The 19,587-nt window shown below is 59.4% G+C and carries 25 protein-coding genes; 10 read left to right on the forward strand and 15 right to left on the reverse strand.

The genetic code is table 11. The features are described from left to right. Nucleotides 1-149, forward strand: a 149-nt coding sequence (locus E1573_RS22240) for an integrase core domain-containing protein (protein ID WP_165957342.1), incomplete at its 5' end; no start/stop codon positions are given. 190 nt (nt 150-339) lie between these two features. Here the strand turns inward: E1573_RS22240 and E1573_RS22245 are convergent. The 5 genes from E1573_RS22245 to E1573_RS22265 all read right to left on the reverse strand — a co-directional run bounded on the left by E1573_RS22245 (nt 340) and on the right by E1573_RS22265 (nt 4,891). Beyond that, nucleotides 340-531, reverse strand: coding sequence for a YhfL family protein (locus E1573_RS22245; RefSeq protein ID WP_133216705.1), 192 nt, complete (start codon nt 529-531; stop codon nt 340-342). A 116-nt stretch (nt 532-647) separates the two neighbouring features. Then, entirely contained in the window at nt 648-1,772 is a 1,125-nt protein-coding gene (locus tag E1573_RS22250) for an agmatine/peptidylarginine deiminase (RefSeq protein ID WP_133216706.1), read from the reverse strand. Between the two features lie 48 nt (nt 1,773-1,820). Then, nucleotides 1,821-2,924 (reverse strand): extracellular solute-binding protein, encoded by a 1,104-nt coding sequence (locus tag E1573_RS22255; RefSeq protein WP_133216707.1) that lies wholly within the window; start codon nt 2,922-2,924, stop codon nt 1,821-1,823. Between the two features lies 1 nt (nt 2,925). After that, nucleotides 2,926-3,834: an N-carbamoylputrescine amidase gene (aguB, locus tag E1573_RS22260; protein ID WP_133216708.1), complete on the reverse strand. Its 909-nt coding sequence runs from the start codon at nt 3,832-3,834 to the stop codon at nt 2,926-2,928. Between the two features lie 4 nt (nt 3,835-3,838). Continuing rightward, nucleotides 3,839-4,891: an agmatine/peptidylarginine deiminase gene (locus E1573_RS22265; protein ID WP_133216709.1), complete on the reverse strand. Its 1,053-nt coding sequence runs from the start codon at nt 4,889-4,891 to the stop codon at nt 3,839-3,841. Nucleotides 4,892-5,023: 132 nt separating this feature from the next. Here E1573_RS22265 and E1573_RS22270 point away from each other — a divergent pair, with 132 nt between their 5' ends. Then, nucleotides 5,024-5,884, forward strand: coding sequence for a LysR family transcriptional regulator (locus E1573_RS22270; protein WP_133216710.1), 861 nt, complete (start codon nt 5,024-5,026; stop codon nt 5,882-5,884). A gap of 411 nt (nt 5,885-6,295) precedes the next feature. Here the strand turns inward: E1573_RS22270 and E1573_RS22275 are convergent, their stop codons facing one another. Beyond that, nucleotides 6,296-7,507, reverse strand: coding sequence for a YeeE/YedE family protein (locus E1573_RS22275; RefSeq protein ID WP_133216711.1), 1,212 nt, complete (start codon nt 7,505-7,507; stop codon nt 6,296-6,298). Between the two features lie 103 nt (nt 7,508-7,610). On the opposite strand from E1573_RS22275, the gene E1573_RS22280 reads away from it, so the two are divergent. After that, entirely contained in the window at nt 7,611-8,087 is a 477-nt protein-coding gene (locus tag E1573_RS22280) for a GNAT family N-acetyltransferase (RefSeq protein ID WP_133216712.1), read from the forward strand. A gap of 11 nt (nt 8,088-8,098) precedes the next feature. Here E1573_RS22280 and E1573_RS22285 read toward each other — a convergent pair whose 3' ends face one another. Next, nucleotides 8,099-8,740 (reverse strand): DUF1109 domain-containing protein, encoded by a 642-nt coding sequence (locus tag E1573_RS22285; protein ID WP_133216713.1) that lies wholly within the window; start codon nt 8,738-8,740, stop codon nt 8,099-8,101. Further along, nucleotides 8,740-9,309, reverse strand: a complete 570-nt coding sequence (locus E1573_RS22290) for a sigma-70 family RNA polymerase sigma factor (protein ID WP_133216714.1) — start codon at nt 9,307-9,309, stop codon at nt 8,740-8,742. The genes E1573_RS22285 and E1573_RS22290 overlap by 1 nt, the downstream gene beginning before the upstream one ends. Nucleotides 9,310-9,512: 203 nt before the next feature. On the opposite strand from E1573_RS22290, the gene E1573_RS22295 reads away from it, so the two are divergent. From E1573_RS22295 to E1573_RS22310, 4 genes are read left to right on the forward strand one after another with little or no spacing between them, the layout of a single operon-like run. After that, complete coding sequence (locus E1573_RS22295; RefSeq protein ID WP_133216715.1) at nt 9,513-9,794, forward strand: DUF2282 domain-containing protein; 282 nt, start codon at nt 9,513-9,515, stop codon at nt 9,792-9,794. A gap of 31 nt (nt 9,795-9,825) precedes the next feature. Further along, complete coding sequence (locus tag E1573_RS22300; RefSeq protein ID WP_133216716.1) at nt 9,826-10,659, forward strand: DUF692 domain-containing protein; 834 nt, start codon at nt 9,826-9,828, stop codon at nt 10,657-10,659. Continuing rightward, nucleotides 10,656-11,402 carry a DNA-binding domain-containing protein gene (locus E1573_RS22305; protein ID WP_133216717.1) on the forward strand — a complete coding sequence of 249 codons (747 nt, stop codon included), beginning with the start codon at nt 10,656-10,658 and terminating at the stop codon, nt 11,400-11,402. The genes E1573_RS22300 and E1573_RS22305 overlap by 4 nt, the downstream gene beginning before the upstream one ends. A 12-nt stretch (nt 11,403-11,414) precedes the next feature. Further along, the gene (locus E1573_RS22310) at nt 11,415-11,888 is read left to right on the forward strand and encodes a DoxX family protein (protein WP_133216718.1); all 474 of its coding nucleotides are present in this window, start codon (nt 11,415-11,417) and stop codon (nt 11,886-11,888) included. On the opposite strand, the gene phnE is transcribed toward E1573_RS22310, so the two are convergent. From phnE to E1573_RS22330, 4 genes are read right to left on the reverse strand one after another with little or no spacing between them, the layout of a single operon-like run. After that, nucleotides 11,885-12,652, reverse strand: coding sequence for a phosphonate ABC transporter, permease protein PhnE (phnE, locus tag E1573_RS22315; protein ID WP_133216719.1), 768 nt, complete (start codon nt 12,650-12,652; stop codon nt 11,885-11,887). The two genes, E1573_RS22310 and phnE, sit on opposite strands and share 4 nt — an antisense overlap. Next, on the reverse strand, nt 12,649-13,476 hold the full coding sequence (locus tag E1573_RS22320; protein ID WP_133216720.1) for an ABC transporter permease: 828 nt from the start codon (nt 13,474-13,476) through the stop codon (nt 12,649-12,651). The genes phnE and E1573_RS22320 overlap by 4 nt, the downstream gene beginning before the upstream one ends. Further along, nucleotides 13,470-14,264, reverse strand: coding sequence for a phosphonate ABC transporter ATP-binding protein (locus E1573_RS22325; RefSeq protein ID WP_133216721.1), 795 nt, complete (start codon nt 14,262-14,264; stop codon nt 13,470-13,472). Before E1573_RS22325 ends, E1573_RS22320 begins: the two co-directional genes overlap by 7 nt. After that, nucleotides 14,261-15,115 (reverse strand): putative selenate ABC transporter substrate-binding protein, encoded by an 855-nt coding sequence (locus E1573_RS22330; RefSeq protein WP_133216722.1) that lies wholly within the window; start codon nt 15,113-15,115, stop codon nt 14,261-14,263. The genes E1573_RS22325 and E1573_RS22330 overlap by 4 nt, the downstream gene beginning before the upstream one ends. A gap of 123 nt (nt 15,116-15,238) precedes the next feature. Between E1573_RS22330 and selD the strand changes: the two genes are divergently transcribed. Continuing rightward, complete coding sequence (gene selD, locus E1573_RS22335) at nt 15,239-16,273, forward strand: selenide, water dikinase SelD (RefSeq protein WP_133216723.1); 1,035 nt, start codon at nt 15,239-15,241, stop codon at nt 16,271-16,273. Further along, nucleotides 16,273-17,385 (forward strand): tRNA 2-selenouridine(34) synthase MnmH, encoded by a 1,113-nt coding sequence (gene mnmH / locus E1573_RS22340; protein ID WP_133216724.1) that lies wholly within the window; start codon nt 16,273-16,275, stop codon nt 17,383-17,385. Before selD ends, mnmH begins: the two co-directional genes overlap by 1 nt. 3 nt (nt 17,386-17,388) lie before the next feature. Here the strand turns inward: mnmH and E1573_RS22345 are convergent, their stop codons facing one another. Continuing rightward, a complete protein-coding gene (locus tag E1573_RS22345) occupies nt 17,389-17,769 on the reverse strand; it encodes a lysozyme inhibitor LprI family protein (protein WP_133216725.1) in 381 nt (126 codons plus the stop codon). Nucleotides 17,770-17,930: 161 nt separating this feature from the next. Here E1573_RS22345 and E1573_RS22350 point away from each other — a divergent pair, with 161 nt between their 5' ends. Continuing rightward, nucleotides 17,931-18,413 carry a DMT family transporter gene (locus E1573_RS22350; RefSeq protein WP_133216726.1) on the forward strand — a complete coding sequence of 161 codons (483 nt, stop codon included), beginning with the start codon at nt 17,931-17,933 and terminating at the stop codon, nt 18,411-18,413. 6 nt (nt 18,414-18,419) lie between these two features. On the opposite strand, the gene E1573_RS22355 is transcribed toward E1573_RS22350, so the two are convergent. After that, nucleotides 18,420-18,977: a hypothetical protein gene (locus E1573_RS22355; protein WP_371925211.1), complete on the reverse strand. Its 558-nt coding sequence runs from the start codon at nt 18,975-18,977 to the stop codon at nt 18,420-18,422. Next, a complete protein-coding gene (locus E1573_RS22360) occupies nt 18,974-19,537 on the reverse strand; it encodes a GNAT family N-acetyltransferase (RefSeq protein WP_133216727.1) in 564 nt (187 codons plus the stop codon). The genes E1573_RS22355 and E1573_RS22360 overlap by 4 nt, the downstream gene beginning before the upstream one ends. Nucleotides 19,538-19,587 lie beyond the last annotated feature (50 nt).

Raw genomic sequence — 19,587 nt, forward strand, 5'->3', positions numbered from 1 at the left:
TCCTCAAGATGGAGCTGCTGTTGAGCAGCCCTGAAGATCTTGAGCAAGCAAGGCAGATGGTTGACGAGGCAGTGCAGATATACAACACAGAACGGCCCCATATGGCCCTGAAAAACAAAACGCCCGATGCTGTGCATCGGGCGTTTTGAGGCCTATCGGCCTACCTGAACAGGTGTAAACCTATTTCAGGACTAGACAGCGCGATTTGAGGCCGGTAGGCGGCGCACCACTGCGCCTACCGGAAGGCCCCATGAAGAGCCAATAAAAAACCCCCTGCTACATCCGTAGGAGGGGGCTCTCGACTAGCCCGTAAACGAACCAGTCAGTGCAGCTCTAAAATTACTGCTGTTGTGGCAGCTTATCGATCGGACCGCAGCCGCCAATAACTTTAGAGATGGAAACCGAAGGGTGGAACAGGTAGTCGTACGAGCAGTTTTTTGGCTGGTTGTAGACTTGACCGGTGCAACCCGAAAGAAGTGCTACGCCCGAAACTACAGCAATAGCAACAGATGCTTTCAACAGCTTTTTCATACTAAGTCCTTTAAATTATGAAGCACCGCCTTCTGGCGGAAGCGCGAGTATACGGAAAGCATCTGAAACTCTCCAGTCGAGTTCTAGCCTCGTCGGTCAATTGGCATTTCGATATGTCAAACCATTGGCAGTTGATGGGTGACGCAGTGAATGCCTCCACCGCCTGCTGCAATGGCGTCAATATTGAGCTGCACCACTTCACGATCCGGATAAAGCTCGCTCAACAAGTCAAATGCCTTGGTATCGGCAGCCTTGTCGCCAAACTGCGGGGCAATCACTGCGCCATTGATAACGAAGTAGTTGATGTAGCCAGCAGCAAAGTCCGGATTGTTCTTGCTGAAGCGGCTATTACGCGGCTTCAGCGGTGGCGACACGGTATGTATGGTGAGCTTTCGACCATCAGCGTCGGTGGCGTTCTTCAAAATCTCCAAGTGTGCCTTGGTCACTTTGTGATCATAAGACTCAGGGTCTGTATCCAGGTTGGCGATGATTACGCCCGGTTTAACAAAGCGAGCATAGAAATCGACATGGGCATCAGTGATGTCCTTACCTTTGATGCCCGGCAACCAAATGATCTTGCGCAATCCCAAACACGCTTTTAGTTCCTCCTCAACTTCAGCTTTGCTCCAGCCGGGGTTGCGATTAGCGTTTATCCAGCAACTCTCGGTCATGATCGCAGTGCCGTGCCCATCAACTTCGATACCGCCCCCCTCACCCACCAGCTCACTGCGCAAATAGGTGGCTTGGGCATTGTTCGCGGCCCATTTCGCTACACGCGCGTCATTGCCATGCTGTTGTTTATTGCCCCAGCCATTGAAGTTGAAATCGACCGCGCCCAAGTCTCCTTCTTCAGTGATGACGAAGTTGGCGCCGATGTCACGCATCCAGATATCATCCAGCTTAGTGGTGACAAAGGTAGTGTTCTGGCTACCGCACAACTCCTCTGCCAGTTCCCGCTCGCTGGCTCGACACAACACCGTTACCGGCTGATAACGCGCAATGGTACTGGCGATCAGGCCGATAGCCTCTTGCACGTCCGAGGTGAAGTCCTCCCAGATCGACTCTTGTGCGCCAAACGAAACAAAGGCGCACTGCTGCTTGTCACCTTCATCGGGCATGAACCACTCTTTGCCACTTACGGCCAGAGCCCGAGGGGCACTGAAACCCAGGCCCATGGAAGCGACTAAACCTAAGCCTGCGGTCGCTGAAACCTGCTTTATGAACTCACGACGCGTTGGCATCTGGATATCTCTCTAACACTTGAGTGACCGGAACTGACGGCTGTGCAGTCAGCTGCCCGGCGCTGTTTTGAACTTGGTCCACACCCGCATGCGCGCGCGCATATCGGACTGTGGGATGTCTTGGCCGGTAACCAAACGCTCGAAGGCAGCTTCTTCCGGGTAAATGTCCGGGTTGTTGCGCATCTGCGGGTCTACATCAGGCCGCGCCTTGGCGTTCGAGGTCGGGTAACCGGTGAAGTTGCTGATGGCCGCCATGTTTTGCGGACGCATCACGAAGTTGATAAAGGTATAGGCGTACTCCGGGTGTTTGGCATCAACCGGTATCGCCATGTTGTCCATCCACACCGTGGTGCCTTCCTTGGGAATGCGGTACTGAAAGCTGACTTTCTTGCCGGCCGAGTCTGCCGTGCGCTGGGCCTGAGTCATGTCGCCACTGTAACCAAGCGACAGGCACAGGTTGCCGTTGACAAGGTCGGTCACCGGTTGCGATTGGAACTTGCGAATGTACGGCCTGATTTTCAACAGCAGGTCACTGGCCGCCGCCAGGTCCTCTTTCTTGGCGCTACGCGGCTCGCGCCCCAGGTAGTTGAGCACCACGGCCAACACCTCGTCCGGCGAGTCGATCATCGAAATGCCGCAGTCGGCGAATTTCGCCGCCAGTTCTGGCTTGAACAGCATGTCGAGGCTATTTACCGGCGCATCCGCCATACGCTTGCGGATCAGCTCGTCGTTATACGTCAGGCCGATGGTGCCCCAGGTGTATGGCACTGTGGCCTTGATCGCATGAGGGTAATGACTGCGCAACTTCTGCAGACCCGGTTCGATGTCGGCCATTGCCTCAAGCTTCGAAGGGTCCAGCGCTTGCAGGCTGCCGGCCCGCATCAGGCGCTCGGCTACTGTATCGCCGGGGAAGATCAAGTCGTAGCCACTGCCGCCGGTCATCAGCTTGGCTTCCAGCACTTCACTGCCATCCATGACGTCGTAAATCACCTTGATCCCGGTTTCGGCGGTGAACCGCGACAGGGTGTCTTCGGCAAAATAATCAGCCCAGTTGTATAGGCGCAGAGTCTTGTCTTCGGCATGCACCGAGGTCATCGAGGCTCCCAGCGCCAGGCCGAGGCTGAGCAACAAATGCTTGCGGCTGATGTTCATCTCACACCCCTTGAGTCTTCCAGCATGCATTGACTTGACGGCCATCGAGCCCCAACAGCGGGGCGTACATTTCCGGGCGGCGATCTCGGTAAACACCCCAGGTCAGGCGCTCTTCACGCATGGCGCCCAGGTCCAAACGCTGCACCAGCACACCCGGGGTGATGCGATCGGCTTCGACCAACATCTTGCCTTTGTGATTGCAAATGAACGACGAACCGTAAAAGGTCATTTGCAGCTCAGGATCGGTGGTAGCCGCTTCCAGCCCGACGCGATTGGCCGCCACCACTGGCAAAATATTGGCTGCGGCGTGTCCGCGCATCGCCATCTGCCAGTGATCACGCGAATCAAGCTCGGTAGCACCCGGCTCGGAGCCGATGGCTGTCGGGAACAGCAGCACCTCAGCGCCCATCAGCGCCAGGCAGCGCGCAGTCTCGGGGAACCACTGGTCCCAGCAAATACCCACCCCGAGGCGCCCGAAGGCCGTGTCCCAAACCCGAAACCCGGTATCGCCGGGGCTGAAGTATTCCTTCTCCTGATAGCCGATGGCGTTAGGAATGTGGGTCTTGCGGTAGACACCCAGCAAGCGCCCATCGGCATCGGCCACGCTCAGGGAGTTGAAGTAGGCGTTGCCGGCCTTTTCGAACCAACTCAACGGCAGCACCACTCCCAGCTCAGCGGCCAACGCCGCAAAGCGCTTGAGCACTTGGCTGTGTTGAAACTCCTCAGCCAGCTCCAAGTGTTTGTGATGCTGTTCAATACAAAAGTAAGGGGTGGCAAACAACTCTTGCAGCAGGATGACTTCGGCGCCCTGGGCAGCGGCTTCACGAACCAGTTGCTCGGCGCGGTCGAGGTTGTGCTGCAAGTTCCAGGTGCATGGCATTTGCGTAGTAGCAACGGTCAGCAAGCTCATGACATCACCCCTTTACTGGCCAGGCCGGTTGCTGCTGAGTGATGCAGTGCACGCCGCCACCGCCGTGCGCCAAATGGTTGATCTGTACCGGTACCACTTCGCGGCCCGGGAACGCTTGGGCCAACACTTGGGCCGCAACCTGATCAGCCTCAATGCCGTAGGCAGGCATGATGATCGCGCCATTGGCAATGTAGAAGTTGGTGTACGAGGCGCAGAACACCTCGGCATCGACGTCTACCGCCTCGCTGGCTTCATACAGTTCCAGCATTTCAAAGCTGCGTCCCTGAGCATCGGTGGCCAGCTCCAGCGCGCGGCGGTTCTCACGGGCAACTTGGGCGTATACCGAGCTCTGGTCATGGGTAGCATCCACCAACAGCACGCCAGGGCGAGCAAATGCGCAGACACCGTCAACATGGCCGTCGGTCATGTCACCGGTCACATAATCCGGATCACCGGGCAGCCAGATGGTCTTTTTCACCCCCAGGAAACGCGTGAAGATCTCTTCGATCTCAGCCTTGCTCATGCCGGGATTACGATTGGGGTTGAGCAGCACCGATTCGGTGGTGATCAGGGTGCCCTCGCCGTCGACGTGGATAGCGCCACCCTCGTTGCTCAAGGCCGTGCCAAAGCAGCTCAGGCCCAGCTGATTGAGGATGCGCCGCGCCAGGCTTTCGTCCAGGTCGTGTGCAGACTTGCCGCCCCAGGCGTTGAAGCGCCAGCTGACACCCGCCAGTCCCTGTTGTGGATGGCAGATAAAGCTTGGTCCGGAGTCACGGCACCAGCTGTCATTCACCGTCAATTCGATCAGTTCGATGTTCGCACCGCACAATGCTGCCGCACTGGCACGGGCCGAAGGATCGACCACCATCTTGACGGGCTCGAAGCGCGCAATGGCATTGGCAACCCGTGCAAAATCCACCTGAACCTGCTCAAGGGTCACCCCCCAACCAGACTCCCACAACGGTTTGTTATGCGGCCAGACCATCCAGGTCGCTGCATGGTTCACCCATTCTGCGGGCATGAACCAACCACTGCTCAGATCGCCATTGCACTGCATGCTTCTCACCTTTCAGTTAAGTGATATTAATTACTGAAAACCGCGCTTGCGGTAAGAAACTCAATGCTATGGCTTCATTATCGTGACAACAAACGATAGATTTAGCTGACAACTGATCAGTAGAGCTTATCAATGCTAAAGCACTGGCCTCCCCTGAACGCCCTACGTGGTTTTGAAGCTGCCGCGCGACTGGGCAGCTTTCACAAAGCCGCCGAAGAGCTGCACCTGACCCAGTCGGCAATCAGCCAGCAGATACGCAGCCTGGAGACGTTCCTGGAACAACCGCTGTTCTTTCGCAACGGTCGCAGCGTCAGCCTGACCGACGCCGGTTACGACCTGCAAAGCACCACCCAAGCCATGCTGCAGCAACTGTCGGTGGGCATTCGGCGCCTGGAGCAGTACCGCAAACCCAATCAACTGGTGGTCAACACCACGCCAGCGTTTGCCCGGCATTGGCTGCTACCACGCCTGGGTGACTTCCATCGCCAGCATCCGGAAGTTGACCTGTGGTTGTTCACCAGCTTCGACCCGCCAGACATGGCAACGCAAACCATCGACCTGAGCCTGCGCGATGACCTCAGTGCTCAGGCCGAGTGCAGCCACCTGACCCTGTTTCGTGATCGCCTGTATCCGGCTTGCCATCCCGACGTGCTCAACACACCCAGTGAGCAGCGCACAACCTTGCATGGCGAACGGGAAATGGACTGGAGCCACTGGGTGGTTGAAGGCGGCGAAGATGTGGGACAACGCAGCAACGGCCTGAACTTCTCCGACCCCGGCCTGCTGCTCGATGCCGCCTGCGCAGGGCACGGCATCGCCTTGGTCAGCCAATTGTTAGCGACTCAAGCCCGCACGCAAGGGCTGTTGCAGCCGCTGTGTGCACAAACGGTACGCGGCCCCGACTGGAGCTGCCTGATTCACCGAGACAGCGAGAAAAGCCCACTGACCCGGAGTTTCAGTACGTGGTTGCAGGGGAGTTTGGCAGCCGATTGATTCAAACGACTTATGAACTAGTGGGAGCGGGCTTGCCCCGCGATAGAGGCCTGTCTGCCATACCGCATCGCGGGGCAAGCCCGCTCCTACCAAAAGCGAAATCAGCAACCACTCAACGTTGCCGGACGCCATTCCCCTTCAAAGAAAAACGGCCAGACGCAACCCATAGCCAATAGTGGGAGCGGGCTTGCCCCGCGATAGAGGCCTGTCTGCCACGTCGTATCGCGGGGCAAGCCCGCTCCTACCAAAAGCGAAATCAGCAACCACTCAACGTTGCCGGACGCCGTTCCCCTTCAAAGAAAAACGGCCGGACGCGACCCATAGCCAATAGTGGGAGCGGGCTTGCCCCGCGAAAGAGGCCTGTCTGCCATATCGCATCGCGGGGCAAGCCCGCTCCTACCAAAAGCGAAATCAGCAACCACTCAACGTTGCCGGACGCCGTTCTCCTTCAAAGAAAAACGGCCGGATGCGCACACCGATCACGTTGCCGGCATAGGCTGCAATCAGCCATAACCAGCCATGCACGCTGCCTGAGGCGATGCCGCTGAAGTACGCACCGATATTGCAGCCATACGCCAGGCGCGAACCGTAACCAAGCAACAGGCCGCCGATTACCGCAGCCACCAACGAGCGCGTGGGGATGTTCAGGTTGGGCGCGAAGCGACCGGCCAGGCCAGCCGCCAGCAGGGCACCGAGTACGATGCCGATGTCCATCACCGTGGTGACATCCTCCCACAGCGGCGAAGCCAGCGCTTTGGCATTGGCCGGCACTTGCCAGAACGCCCAGTTGCCAACATCAACCCCCAGGCCACCCAGGGTTTTCGCGCCCCACAAGGCAAACGCCGAAGTAATCCCCCAAGGTCGCCCGGCCAACGCCAGGGTCAGGTAATTGAGCAACGCCAGCGCCACCGCACCCCACAACAGCGGCCAAGGCCCACGCAAGAAACGGCGCAGCCCCTGATGGTCGCTGCGCACCGCAGCTTCGAGCTGCCCATGACGGCGTTTTTCCAGCAGCACCGTGACCCCGGCGATCACGGCAAACACCACCAGACTCAAGAACAACGCAGGCAGCAGGCCAAACGCCTGAACAATCGAGGTAGCCGGGAACGACGGCAGCGAGAACCACCAGTCAACGTGGTGGGTAGCCGCTACTGAACCGATGATGAAAAACAGCAAGGTCACCAGCATTCGCGCATTGCCGCCACCAACGGTAAACAGCGTACCGGAAGCGCAACCGCCGCCCATCTGCATGCCGATACCGAAGATAAACGCACCGAACACCACCGAAACCCCGGCCGGGGAGACAAGGCCTTTGACCGGCTGGCCAAACAACGTGCCGGCATCGAGCGCCGGAAAGAACAACAACACGGCGAGGGTCAACATCACCATTTGCGCCCGCAATCCAGCCCCACGACGCTCGTTGATGAACACACGCCAGGCGGAAGTGAAGCCGAAGGCAGCGTGGTACAGGGTTAGCCCCAGGGCTGCGCCGACGATAAGCAACAACACCTGATTGGTACCGACACGGGCTTGGAGAAACAGGGCTCCGATCAGCAGCAGCGCCAGGGCGAACAGCGGCGCACCGAGGCGGCGCTCAGGCGCAAGAGGGAGAGAAAGGCTCATGGCAATTTCCGGGTGGCGGGTTTACAGGCCGTAATTGTACCTGCGCAGGTCACCAAGCAGTGTAGGATTCCCCTTCCCTTCGTCCTTATGAGCGAACCTCGCAATGCAACTGACCCATCGCCCCGTCCAGGCCCAGGACATTGCCGTGATCTGCTGCTTCCCTCAAGGCCCGGACGAGCTGTATTACATGTTTCCCAAGGCCCACTACCCGCTGACGCCTGCACAACTGAGCGAGGCTATCGCTCAACGTGCCGGATCAACCGTAGTCGAAGGTGACGGCGCAGTGCTGGCCTTCGCCAATTTCTACAAGGCTGAACAGGGCGGTATTTGCGCCCTCGGTAACGTGGTAGTGGCGCCTGCTGCCCGCGGGCACGGTGTAGCACGCTATCTGGTGCAACACATGATTGAGCTGGCGCGTAGCCAGTTCGATGCACGTGAAGTATGGGTGTCGTGCTTCAACAACAACACAGCGGGGCTGTTGCTGTATCCGCAACTGGGCTTCACCCCTTTTGCAATCGAGGAACGCCAGGGCCCAGGCAATACGCGAGTTGCGCTGGTGCAGATGAAGCAAACGCTATAGTTAGCCGTCGTTTACCAGCGCAACAACCGAGGGCCGAGCAGCGCACCAAGCGCGGTGGGAATCGCCATTCCCAACACATACCAGATCCCCCAGAACGGCACTTCCATCTCCGGGCAGTGCAGGCAATAGGCCAGGGTTGCCGAAGCGCTGGCCAGCAAACCGGCTACTCCACCGGCCAGGCGCAACTGGGTTGGGGCCAACGCCTGTAAAGCGCGAAACAGGGCAATAAAGCCAGGTATCGACAACAAGGCAATGTTGAAGGGGCATGTGCGCCAGGTACGGCCAAAGATCAATGCCAGTTGCTGCTCCTCAGGCACTCCACTCAATACCACCAGCGTTGCAGCCCAAACACCAAACAGCGGAACGCCAATACCCGCCCATCGCGCCCCCACCTCAAGGCCTGGCCGGACCAGCCGGTTGAAGACCAACACCGCCCCAAACATCAGCGCGGCCGGCAACGCAAGCTTGGCCCAGAACAGTGGGGTTTGTGCCACCACAGCGAGGTCTTCACGCACGCCAAACAGCAAAACGGTCAACAACACGGCCCCGACGAGAGCGGCCAGGATCGCAAGGGTCAGGCGACGAGCGAACAGGCGCTGATCTACCGGTTCGATGCCCGTGGCAAGCAAAGAAATCAGCTCGTCAGTTTTCATCATGTACCTCGTATCATCGCCGCCAGTGCCTTAAGCCCCCGGTGTATGCCGATCTTCACTGCCGAACCGGTGAGCCCGGTCAACTTGGCGGTTTCCTCGACCGACAGGCCCTCCAACTTGACATGCACGATCGGCAGCCGTTGCTTGTCTGGCAACTGCTGCAGCAGTTTGCCCAGGTCACGCTGAGCCTGGGCGGGTTCCTGCTGCTCTTGCGCAAACAGTTCTTCAGCGTCGTCGAGCACATCGTTCAACGCCTCCCGGCGGCCATAGCCACGCAGGCTGTCGGCCAGTTTATAGCGCGCGATGGCCTGCACCCAAGCGGTCAGTGGCTGCTCGCGCTGGTAGCTGTGACGGGCGTTATGCACAGCCAGCAGCACCTCCTGAAGCAGGTCTTCAACATCGTCCGGGCGGGAATTCAGGCGCTTGAGCAAATAGCCACGCAGATGCCCGCTCAACTGCTGCAAAAACTGCCGATAAGCCTGCGCATCGCCATCCAGCCCCGCCACCAGCAAGCCTTGCAGCGATGCTTCACGCATGCGCAACAGTTCACTTTGAGTAGTTCGATCCATCGACGGCTCTGGTTACAAGGGGACGTAAGAAAGTGTCTGAGCGCCAGACAGTGCTGCCGGAAACCATAGCGTTTTCAGCGCTCCCTCGAAAAGGGCGAAAAAAAATCTTGTATCACTGTAACCGCTCCGGCGATCCGGGCGAATTACTTCACGAGCCGTAAGCAACGTTGCCCGGCCACCTCAATTTTTTGGAGTTTGACACCATGAAAACTTTCGCCGCTACCGCCGCTGCCCTTGCCTTCGCCTCGATTGCGGGCACCGCCATGGCTGCCTCCTCCACCGATGCCCCGGCTCCCGCCATGGAGAAATGCTACGGCGTGGCCATGGCTGGCAAGAACGACTGCAAGGCAGGCGCCGGCACCAGCTGCGCCGGCACTTCGAAAACTGACTACCAGGGCAATGCCTGGAAAAACGTACCGGCCGGCACCTGCACCTCGATCAAAACGCCTAATGGCATGGGCTCACTGACCCCAAAACAATCCTGATGCACAGCGACCTGTAGAGGGCGAAGCGACCATGAACAGATACTCCCACCTCGGTGCAGGCCTTGGGCTCAAGGCCGAGCACTACGAACCTGCCATGGACTGTACGGCCCCAGGCATGTGGTTCGAAGTGCACCCGGAGAACTACATGGTCGCAGGCCCTCGGCTCGCCTGGCTGGAGGCGATTGCCGAGCGTCATCCGCTCTCGCTGCATGGTGTGTCATTGTCGCTGGCGGCTGATCATCTGCCTGATACAGAGCATCTGTATCGACTCAAGGCCCTGGCCAACCGGGTGCAACCAACGCTGTTTTCAGAACACCTGGCGTGGTCGACCTTTCAGGGGCACTACCACCCCGATCTACTGCCGTTCCCACGTAGCAATGCCGCCTTGCAGCGTATTGTCGAGAACATTCACTTCGCCCAGGACATCCTCGCCCGGCCGCTGGCCATCGAGAATCCCAGCCACTATGCCCACCTGGAAGGGCATGACTACGGCGAAATCGAGTTTCTCAGCGAGCTCGTCCAACGCACCGGCTGCAGCCTGTTGCTGGACATCAACAACGTTCAGGTCAGCGCTCACAACATGGGCTTTGACCCCCACGCCTACCTCGATAAGTTTCCGGCGGCGTCGATCAGCGAGATTCATTTGGCCGGTTACAGCCAGGACGCCAACAGTGCGTTGCTGATCGATTCCCACGACACGCCCATCTCGGCCGAGGTCTGGGCACTGTATTTACATGTACTGCAACGCGTCGGGCCGCGCCCGACACTGATCGAGCGCGACGACCAGATCCCGCCCTTCACTGAATTGATGCGTGAGCGCAATACCGCCCAGACCTTGCTCGACAGCGTAGGTGAGCAGCTATGAACGATACATCCCTTGGTGTATTCCAGTCTGACTTCATCGCCGCTCTGTACGGTCATTCGGATTCGCCGAATCTACTACCACTCACCCGTCAGGCCGGTTTCACTGTCTATCGCAATACCGTGCTCAAAGGGTGTGTCGATGCTTTGCAGGCCAACTTCCCGACGGTTGAACAGCTGGTCGGCACTGATTGGTTTCGTGCCGCCGCAGCTGTACATGCCGTGCAGGCTCCGCCTTCCGACGCCCGGCTGATTCTGTATGGCGAACAGTTCGCTACCTTCCTCGAACAGTTCAAGCCCGCGCAGAGCCTGCCTTACCTGGCCGATGTAGCGCGCGCCGACCGCTTGTGGATCGAAGTGCATATCGCCCTTGACGACAGCGCGCTGGACGTACCGGCGATGACCCGCATTCCCGCTGAACAGCTTGGCAAACAATACCTGCGCCCGCGCACCGACGTGCGTTGGCAGTGGTTCGCCCAACACCCCATCTACAGCATCTGGAACAGCAACCGCCAAACCCTGGCGCTACCGGAGCCCCTCGACTGGCAGGGCGAGGGCTTGTTGCTCCGCCGCCACAACGGCCATGTGCTATGGCAACCGCTTGGCGAAGCCGAATGCATTTTTCTCGACGCCTGTGCTGCAGGACTATCACTGGAGGCAGCAGCCAACAAGGTGCTGGCCTTCGATTCAACCCTGGATTTCACCACCCTGCTCGGCCAGCTGCTTGCGGCCGAGGTTTTCGCGTGACTGGAGAACGCCATGCACATTCTCAGCGACATCCCCGCTAAACAGCCTGACGCAGCCAATACGCTTTGGTCACGCTGCGCCACACAGGTGCAGGGTCTGATCAGCGACTCATGGCTGTCGCTGGTAGCCCGCCTGGGCATTGCCGCGATTTTCTTTCTCTCGGGTCGAACCAAAGTCGAAGGCTTTTTGAGTATCACCCCCAGCACCTACGAACTGTTCAGAACCGAATACACCCTGCCCTTGCTCTCGCCGTGGTTGGCCGCCCACTTGGCGACCTATGCCGAGCACCTTTTTCCCCTGCTGCTGGTACTCGGCTTGTTCACTCGATTTGCCGGTTTGGCCTTGCTCGGCATGACCCTGGTCATTCAGGTGTTCGTCTACCCGGATGCCTGGCCTACTCACATGAGCTGGGCGGGATTGCTCTTGGTGGTGATCGGTCGTGGCGGCGGACGCTGGTCGCTGGATCGCTACCTGGGTATCCGTTAGGCCCGAACAAAACGCTGCCTGAGCACATCACTCAAGGCATCCACCAGCAGCACAAGCACCAGCATGGCAATGATTACCGTGCTGGCTTGTGCTTCTTGAAACAGGCTCAGGGTGGTGTAGAGCATCTGACCCAAACCACCCGCGCCTACAAAACCGAGCACGCTGGCCATGCGGATGTTGTTTTCCCAGCGATACAGGCTGTAGGCCAACAATTGCGGCCAAAGGTTCGGCAAGGTGCCAAAGCAGAACGCAGCAATCTGACTACCGCCCTGCAAGCGAATAGCCGCAGCCGGCTCCGGCGGGGCATTCTCCAGCGCTTCGGCAAACAGGCGACCGAGCACGCCCGAGGTGTGCAAGGCCAGCGCCAGGGTGCCGGCATTCGGCCCCAGCCCTGCCGCCAGCACGGTCAGCGCCGCCCACACCAGTTCCGGTATCGCCCGCAGAGCATTGAGCAATAGCCGTGCGACGGCTTGCAGCAACGCACCAAAACGCCCTGCCGCTGGCAATGCCAGCAACAGGCCAAGCACCACCGCAAGCAGCGTCCCCAAGCCAGACATCGCCAAGGTTTCCAGCGCACCCTTGCCGACGGCGCGTAGATGCTCAGGGCTCACATCAGGGCTGAGAAAGCGCGCTGCATAACCCGCCATTTGCCCGAGACCACCATTGCCGAACAGGGCATGCAAATCGAGACTCAAGTAAGCAAATGAACCCACCACGGCCGCCAGTAACGCCAGCATCAGCGAGCCATTGACCAGGCGCCTCATGCCAACCTACCGCGCAACAATCGGCTGAGCTGGTCTGCCAGCCAGACCAATATCAGGAAGGCCAGCAACATACTCGCTACCTCGGCACCTGCGAACATGCGCATCGACAAGTCAATTTGCTGCCCCAGGCCACCCGCGCCAACAAAGCCCATGACGACCGAAGCACGTATTGCGCACTCCCAGCGATAGACCGTATAGGAAACTAGCTCTGGCGCCGCATCCGGCAAGATGCCGTAGAAGAACGCACTTAAACGGCTGCTGCCCGCCTGCAGCAGCGCGTGAGCCGGGCGTTGATTCACCGACTCGAAGATTTCTGCATACACCTTGCCCAGCATGCCGCTGTAGGTAATGGCGATAGCGAGTACCCCCGCCGTCGGGCCCAATCCCACAGCGCGGACGAAAAGCAGCGCCCAGACTACTTCAGGCACGCTGCGCAGAAAAATCAGCAGCCCGCGTACGGGCAGGCGCACGGTACGCGACCAGAACCCGAGGCGCCCTGCGCGTGAGGCGGCTGCCATCGACAGCGCCCGGCTCGCCAGCAGGCTGGCCGGAATTGCCAGCAGCAAAGCCAGGGTCATACCTGCGGTGGCCACCGCCAGGGTTTGCAGTGTTGCGGTCCACAACAGCGCGAGGAACTCCGGGTCATGCGCCGGTGGCCAGAAGGCACTAAGGAAGTTGCCCATTTCACGGCGGTTTTCAGCCTGCAGCAACACACCGGGGTTGAGCTCACTCAGGTGAATACCTGGCCAGAGCAAGGCTATCGCCAACAGGGTCAGCAGTAGCCGGGGCAGTGTTGCCGGGTCGCGACTGTCTGCTGTCAGCATCGCGGAATCTGCAGGCTGGGCGTGGGTGCAGGCCACTGTGGTGACCCCAAGTGCTCATTGGCATACAGCGCATCCAGCATGTCTCGAGCGACCTCTGCAGCCGGCCGGTCGAACGCCACCCGCCCATCACGGATGCCGATCACTCGCGGAAAATGCGTCAGCGCCAACTCCACTGCATGCAAACTGGCAATCAGGGTAATCCCATGGTCACTGGCATATTGATTCAAGGTTTTCAGGCTGTGCTCAGCCAGCACCGGGTCCATGGCCGAAACCGGCTCATCAGCCAGCAGAATTTCGGGCTGCTGATACAAGGCCCGCGCTATACCTACCCGCTGCAACTGCCCGCCCGACAGCTGCCCGCACTGGGCAAACAGCTTGTCGGCCATGCCCAGCCCGGATAGCACCTTGCGCGCACCTGGAATGTCGCTGGGGTGCAACAGATTGAGCAGCCCGCGCAGCGTCCCCCACTGCCCCAAGCGCCCGGCCAGCACCGCCGTCACCACTCGTTGGCGAGGTGGCAGTGGCGGTGCCTGGTGAATCAGACCGATACGTGTGCGCAGGCGCTGGCGGGCTCGCGCCGACAACCGCCAGAGCGCTTCACCAAGCAGCTCGATGCTACCTTCGCTAGGCGCCATGGCGGTGGCGATCAGATTGAGCAAGCTGGACTTGCCGGCACCCGAAGGGCCAATGATCGCCACCCGTTCACCGGCCTCAACGCGCAAATCAATCGCCTGTAACGCCTGAACCTGCCCCAAGCGCAGACTCGTGCCATTGAGTGTGATCGTCACTTAAGCAACCCAGCAGTGCGGGCAGCCTCCTCGATACCCTTGTAGTTGTCCGGGCTGGTTTCGATGAAGCGGCTCGCAGCCTGCAGATCGAGTATCGCCTTGTCATCTGGCTTGGTCGGGTCGAGGTCAAGGAAGGCTTGCTTGATTTTCTCTTTCAGGGCGGGGTCGAGGCTGCCGCGCACCGTCCAGTTGTAATCGTAGTAATCCGGTGTGGTGGCAAAGACTTTGACTTTGTCGGTATCGACCTTGCCGGAGTCCACCAGTTTCTGCCAGACACTGGCGTTGAGTACCCCGGCGTCGACCTTACCAGCCTGAACCCAGGCTGCGGTGGCATCGTGGGCACCGGAATAGGCGACACGGCTGAAGTAGTCTTCAGGCTTGATGCCATTGTCCTTGAGCATGAAGTAACGCGGCATCAGGCTACCGGAGGTAGACGAAATCGAACCGAAGGCAAAGCTCTTGCCCTTGAGGTCGGAGAAGCTTTCGATCTCGGGGTTGGCGGTAATGAATTTGCTGGTGAACTTGGCGTCCTGCTCACGCTGAACCAGAGGCGTCGCAGTCGGGCTCTTCAGGTGCACTTGAACGAAGGTAAAGCCCCCCAACCAGGCCATGTCCAGGCGGTCGGTGGCCAGCGCCTCGACCACTGCCGGGTAGTCGGCTACCGGCACGAACTCCACCTTCATACCCAGTTTCTGCTCCAGGTATTGGCCCAGCGGCTTGAACTTGCGCAGCAATTCAGTGGGTGCCTCGTCGGGGATGGCACTGACCTTGAGGGTATCGGCCGCCTGGGCCAAGTAGGATGAACACGACAGCACGAGACCGGCAAATAGCGCCAGAGGACGTTTGAGCATCAGGGATTCTCCGGTTCAATAGCGGGGAAACAGCCATCTTCAGGCTGGCCTCCGAATTATAAGAGGCATCGGCGCAATAACCAGCTTTGCTACAATCGGGCCTCACGATATTTCGAGGTGCGTATGAGCGAGCCGATTCGTCTGACCCAGTACAGCCACGGCGCCGGTTGCGGCTGCAAGATCTCTCCGAAGATGCTTGAAGTGATCCTCGCCGAAAGCGGCACCCAAGCGCTGGACCCGAACCTCTGGGTCGGCAATGCCTCGCGCGATGACGCCGCGGTTTATGCCTTGGATGACGAGCGCGGCGTGGTTTCGACTACCGACTTTTTCATGCCGATTGTCGATGACCCTTACGACTTCGGCCGCATCGCCGCGACCAACGCCATCAGCGATATCTATGCCATGGGCGGCGACCCGCTGATGGCCATCGCCATTCTCGGCTGGCCAATCAATGTACTGGCCCCGGAGGTTGCCCGCGAAGTGATTCGCGGTGGTCGCGCGGTGTGCGCCGAGGCCGGTATTCCTTTGGCGGGCGGTCACTCCATTGATGCACCCGAGCCGATCTTCGGCCTGGCGGTAACCGGTGTGGTGCAAAAGCGCCACATGAAGCGCAATGACACCGCCACCCAAGGCTGCCGTCTGTACCTGACCAAGCCGTTGGGCATTGGCATCCTTACCACCGCCGAGAAGAAATCCAAGCTCCGTGAGCAGGACAAAGGTCTGGCTCGCGACTGGATGTGTACCCTCAATACCCCTGGCAGCCGTTTTGGCAAGCTGGCCGGCGTCAAGGCGATGACCGATGTGACCGGCTTCGGCTTGCTCGGCCACCTGGTCGAACTGGCCGATGGTAGCGGGTTGAGCGCGCGCTTGAATGCCAGTGCCGTGCCGCGTCTGCCGGGTGTCGAGTACTACTTGGCAGAAGGCTGTGTACCGGGCGGTACCCTGCGCAACTTCGACAGCTACGGCGAAAAAATCGCCCCGTTGAACGACGAACAAAAGCACCTGTTGTGCGACCCACAAACCAGTGGCGGGCTGCTGGTTGCGGTAGCGCCTGAAGGTGAAGCCGAGTTTCTCGCAGTGGCTGCCGAGTTGGGCCTGAACCTGGCACCGATCGGCGAGCTGGTCGAGCGACAGCGTTATGCGGTTGAGGTGCTGTAATGCGGGACAACACCACCGACTACCGCCACTTGTTTTTGCACGATGTGCCGATGATGGACATGCGCGCCCCGGTCGAGTTTGCCAAGGGCGCCTTCCCTAACGTCATCAACCTGCCCTTGATGAACGATCTGGAACGCCAGAAGGTGGGCACTTGCTACAAGCAACAAGGGCAACAAGCGGCGATCGCCCTGGGCCACCAACTGGTCAGCGGCCAGATCAAAGATGAACGTATCGCCGCTTGGGCTGCTTTCGCCCGCGCCAACCCTGAAGGCTATCTGTACTGTTTTCGTGGCGGCCTGCGCTCACAGATCTCCCAGCAGTGGCTGCAGAGCGAAGCCGGTATCCAGTACCCCAAGGTAATCGGCGGCTACAAGGCACTGCGTAATTTCCTGCTGCAAACCACCCAGGATGCGGTGGCCGAATGCGATTTCGTGCTGATCGGCGGCTTGACCGGAACCGGTAAAACCGAAGTACTGCAGGTTCTGGATAATTCAGTGGACCTTGAAGGTCATGCCAACCACCGTGGTTCCAGCTTCGGTAAACGCGCGACCGGGCAACCTGTACAAATCAACTTCGAGAACAACCTGGCCATCGATGTGCTGAAAAAGCGCGCACGCGGCATTGAACAGTTCGTGCTTGAAGACGAAGGCCGTATTGTCGGTAGTTGCTCGCTGCCGCTGGAGTTGTACCAAGGCATGCAGCGCTATCCGCTGGTATGGCTGGAGGACAGTTTCGACAACCGTGTCGAGCGCATCCTCAGCGATTATGTGATCAACCTGTGCGCCGAGTTCGTGGCCCTGCACGGCAGCGAACATGGTTTTGAACGGTTCGCCGAACGCCTGAACCAAAGCATGGGTAACATTCTCAAGCGCCTGGGCGGCGAGCGCTACCAACGCTTGTCAGCACTGCTGCAGCAGGCGTTGGACGAACAACAACGTAATGCCACGGTCGATCTGCACCGCGCCTGGATCAGCGGCCTGCTCAGCGAATATTACGACCCGATGTACGCCTACCACCGCGACAGCAAGGCTGAGCGTATCGAGTTTTCCGGCAATCAGGTTGAGGTACGCGAATACCTCAAAGCCCGCGCCACCCGCCACCGCTCATCTTGAGCATCAATGCTCGGCCAACGCAGACAGCTCATCTGCCCGAGCCTTGGTCATGTCCAGCACACAACCGGCACCATTGAGTTGATCAATGGTGCCGCCAGTGAGGCTGAAATACAGCTTGCAGTTGGTGTCGCGGTACTTGATCCACGAACGTTGAGCGTCACGCAACTGAGCCTGTTGCGCGGACTCCAGGGCGGCCATGGCCTTTTTGTAAGCCGTGTTGAGGCGCGCGTCTTGCTGCTCGATCTCGGCGCCATTGCAGTTGTTCATGTCCAGGGTGGTTTGCGCCGCCTGCATGCATTGGCTGTAAGCGGGCGAGTCGTTCTGGGCAAGGGCGAAAGGGGTAACAGCGCTCATCAGCGCGATTGCCAGCAGTGAGTGTTTCATCAGGGAACTCCATGTAAGAGGCGCTCAGAATGCCGGGCGCAAAGCACTTGGTGCAAGGCGCAGATCATCCACAGGGCGAATAACGCTCGTGCAGCATTCGAATTTCCATTCACGCCAGGGATAGCCAAGACTCAGCCAAGCCATTTTCAAGGAGCCTTGCCATGAGTCTGTCATTCACCCCAGCAGCCCTGTTGCCTTTGCTCATCGCGCTGCTGGCCGGCGCAGCAGTGCCCTTCCAGGCTGGCAGCAATGCGGCCTTGGGACGCCTGCTTGGGCATCCGCTTTGGGCGACATTAGTGTCGTTGGGCGTCAGTGTGTTGATGGTGATTCCGGCTTTGTTGGTGATGCGTGCTCCCCTGCCGCAAATTGGCGCCTTGACCCAGGCACCTTGGTGGGCCTGGTTTGGCGGGGTGGCGGGCGTGGCCTACATCACCGCAGCCTTGATGCTCACCCCGCGCCTGGGTGCTGCCGGGTTTATCGTCTGCGTAATTGCCGGCCAGGTGGTGTCGTCCTTGCTGATCGATCAGTGGGGGTTGATGGGCCTGGCGCAGCGGCCAGTTAACGCCGTGCGCCTGGCCGGGGTCGGCCTGATCGTGCTTGGAATGCTGGTGGTGCAGTGGGGAACTTCAACGTCTGCTAGATAACGTCTGTTAGATAGCGTTGCGGTCCAGTGGCTGGACCGCAGGCTCCGCGTCCAGAACGCGGTCAACTTCAAACCGCAGGCTGGGCTCTTGAAGGGCATAACTGATCACCACGCCGAGCACTAACAGCAGCACAGCATCGAGCCAGTGCCAGCCTGGTATCGCCCGCCCCTGACGCGCCTGATTGCACCACCAAGCCTGCCCCAGACAAAAGCCGAAGATCGACAACAGCCAGAGGTAAAACCCCGGTGCAAAGTGGGTCAGGTTGACGAAGTTGTAGCTGCGATTGTCGGGCAGCCGCTCGATGCCCAAGCTGGTCAATGCCAGGTACAACGCGCCCAGCCCAAGCCCCAGCGATACCCAGCGCCAACGACGGTGCAACAGTATCGCCATCGCCAACAACGGGTTGGCAAACCAACCGAACATGCCGAACACCAAGCCCCAAGGACCGTACAGCAGCGCCTGCAATGCATGCAGGCGACCGCCACCGCTGAGGTACACGGCGTTAAAGCCCAGGCACAACAAGAACAGCGCCAAGGTGATCGACACATAACGGTTGGCAATCATCCCGCATCGCGCTCCAGCAGCAGACCATAGAGCCCCGAATCGGACAATTCCCCAGCCACACACCAACGCTCACGCAGCACGCCTTCCAATGTAAACCCCAAACGCTCAAGGGTTCGTGCCGAAGCGCTGTTTCGCGGGTCAATTTCCGCCTCAAGGCGGCGCATCTTCAGGTCACTCGCCAGGTACTGAACGAACAGCTCCAGTGCTTCCCTCATAAAGCCCTGGCCTTGGGCGGCGGTTGACAGGCAGTAGCCGATTTCCCCTCGGCGCGAATCGCGCTCAAAACTGGAACACTGGCACATACCGATCAATTCACCGGTGTCACTGCGGTAGATACCGAGCTTGAGCAACTCCCCCTGCGCATAGGCCTGGTGATCCGCCGCCAAGGCTGCCTGTGCTTCGTCAAGGTGACACCAAGGGGCGTGGTTCCAGAAGCGCATGACCTGTGGATCGGCCATGATCCCCAGCCATGCCTCTGCATCCTCGGCACGCATGGGCCGCAACTGCAAACGCGGGCTGTGCAAGCAAAGGTCCTGGGGAAATACATAGGGGTGCGACACGGGTAGAACTCCTGTTCTGTCCGAAGAGCCGCACAGTTTACCTTAATGCT

The organism is Pseudomonas sp. H9, from assembly GCF_004353925.1.
Taxonomy (GTDB): Bacteria; Pseudomonadota; Gammaproteobacteria; order Pseudomonadales; family Pseudomonadaceae; genus Aquipseudomonas.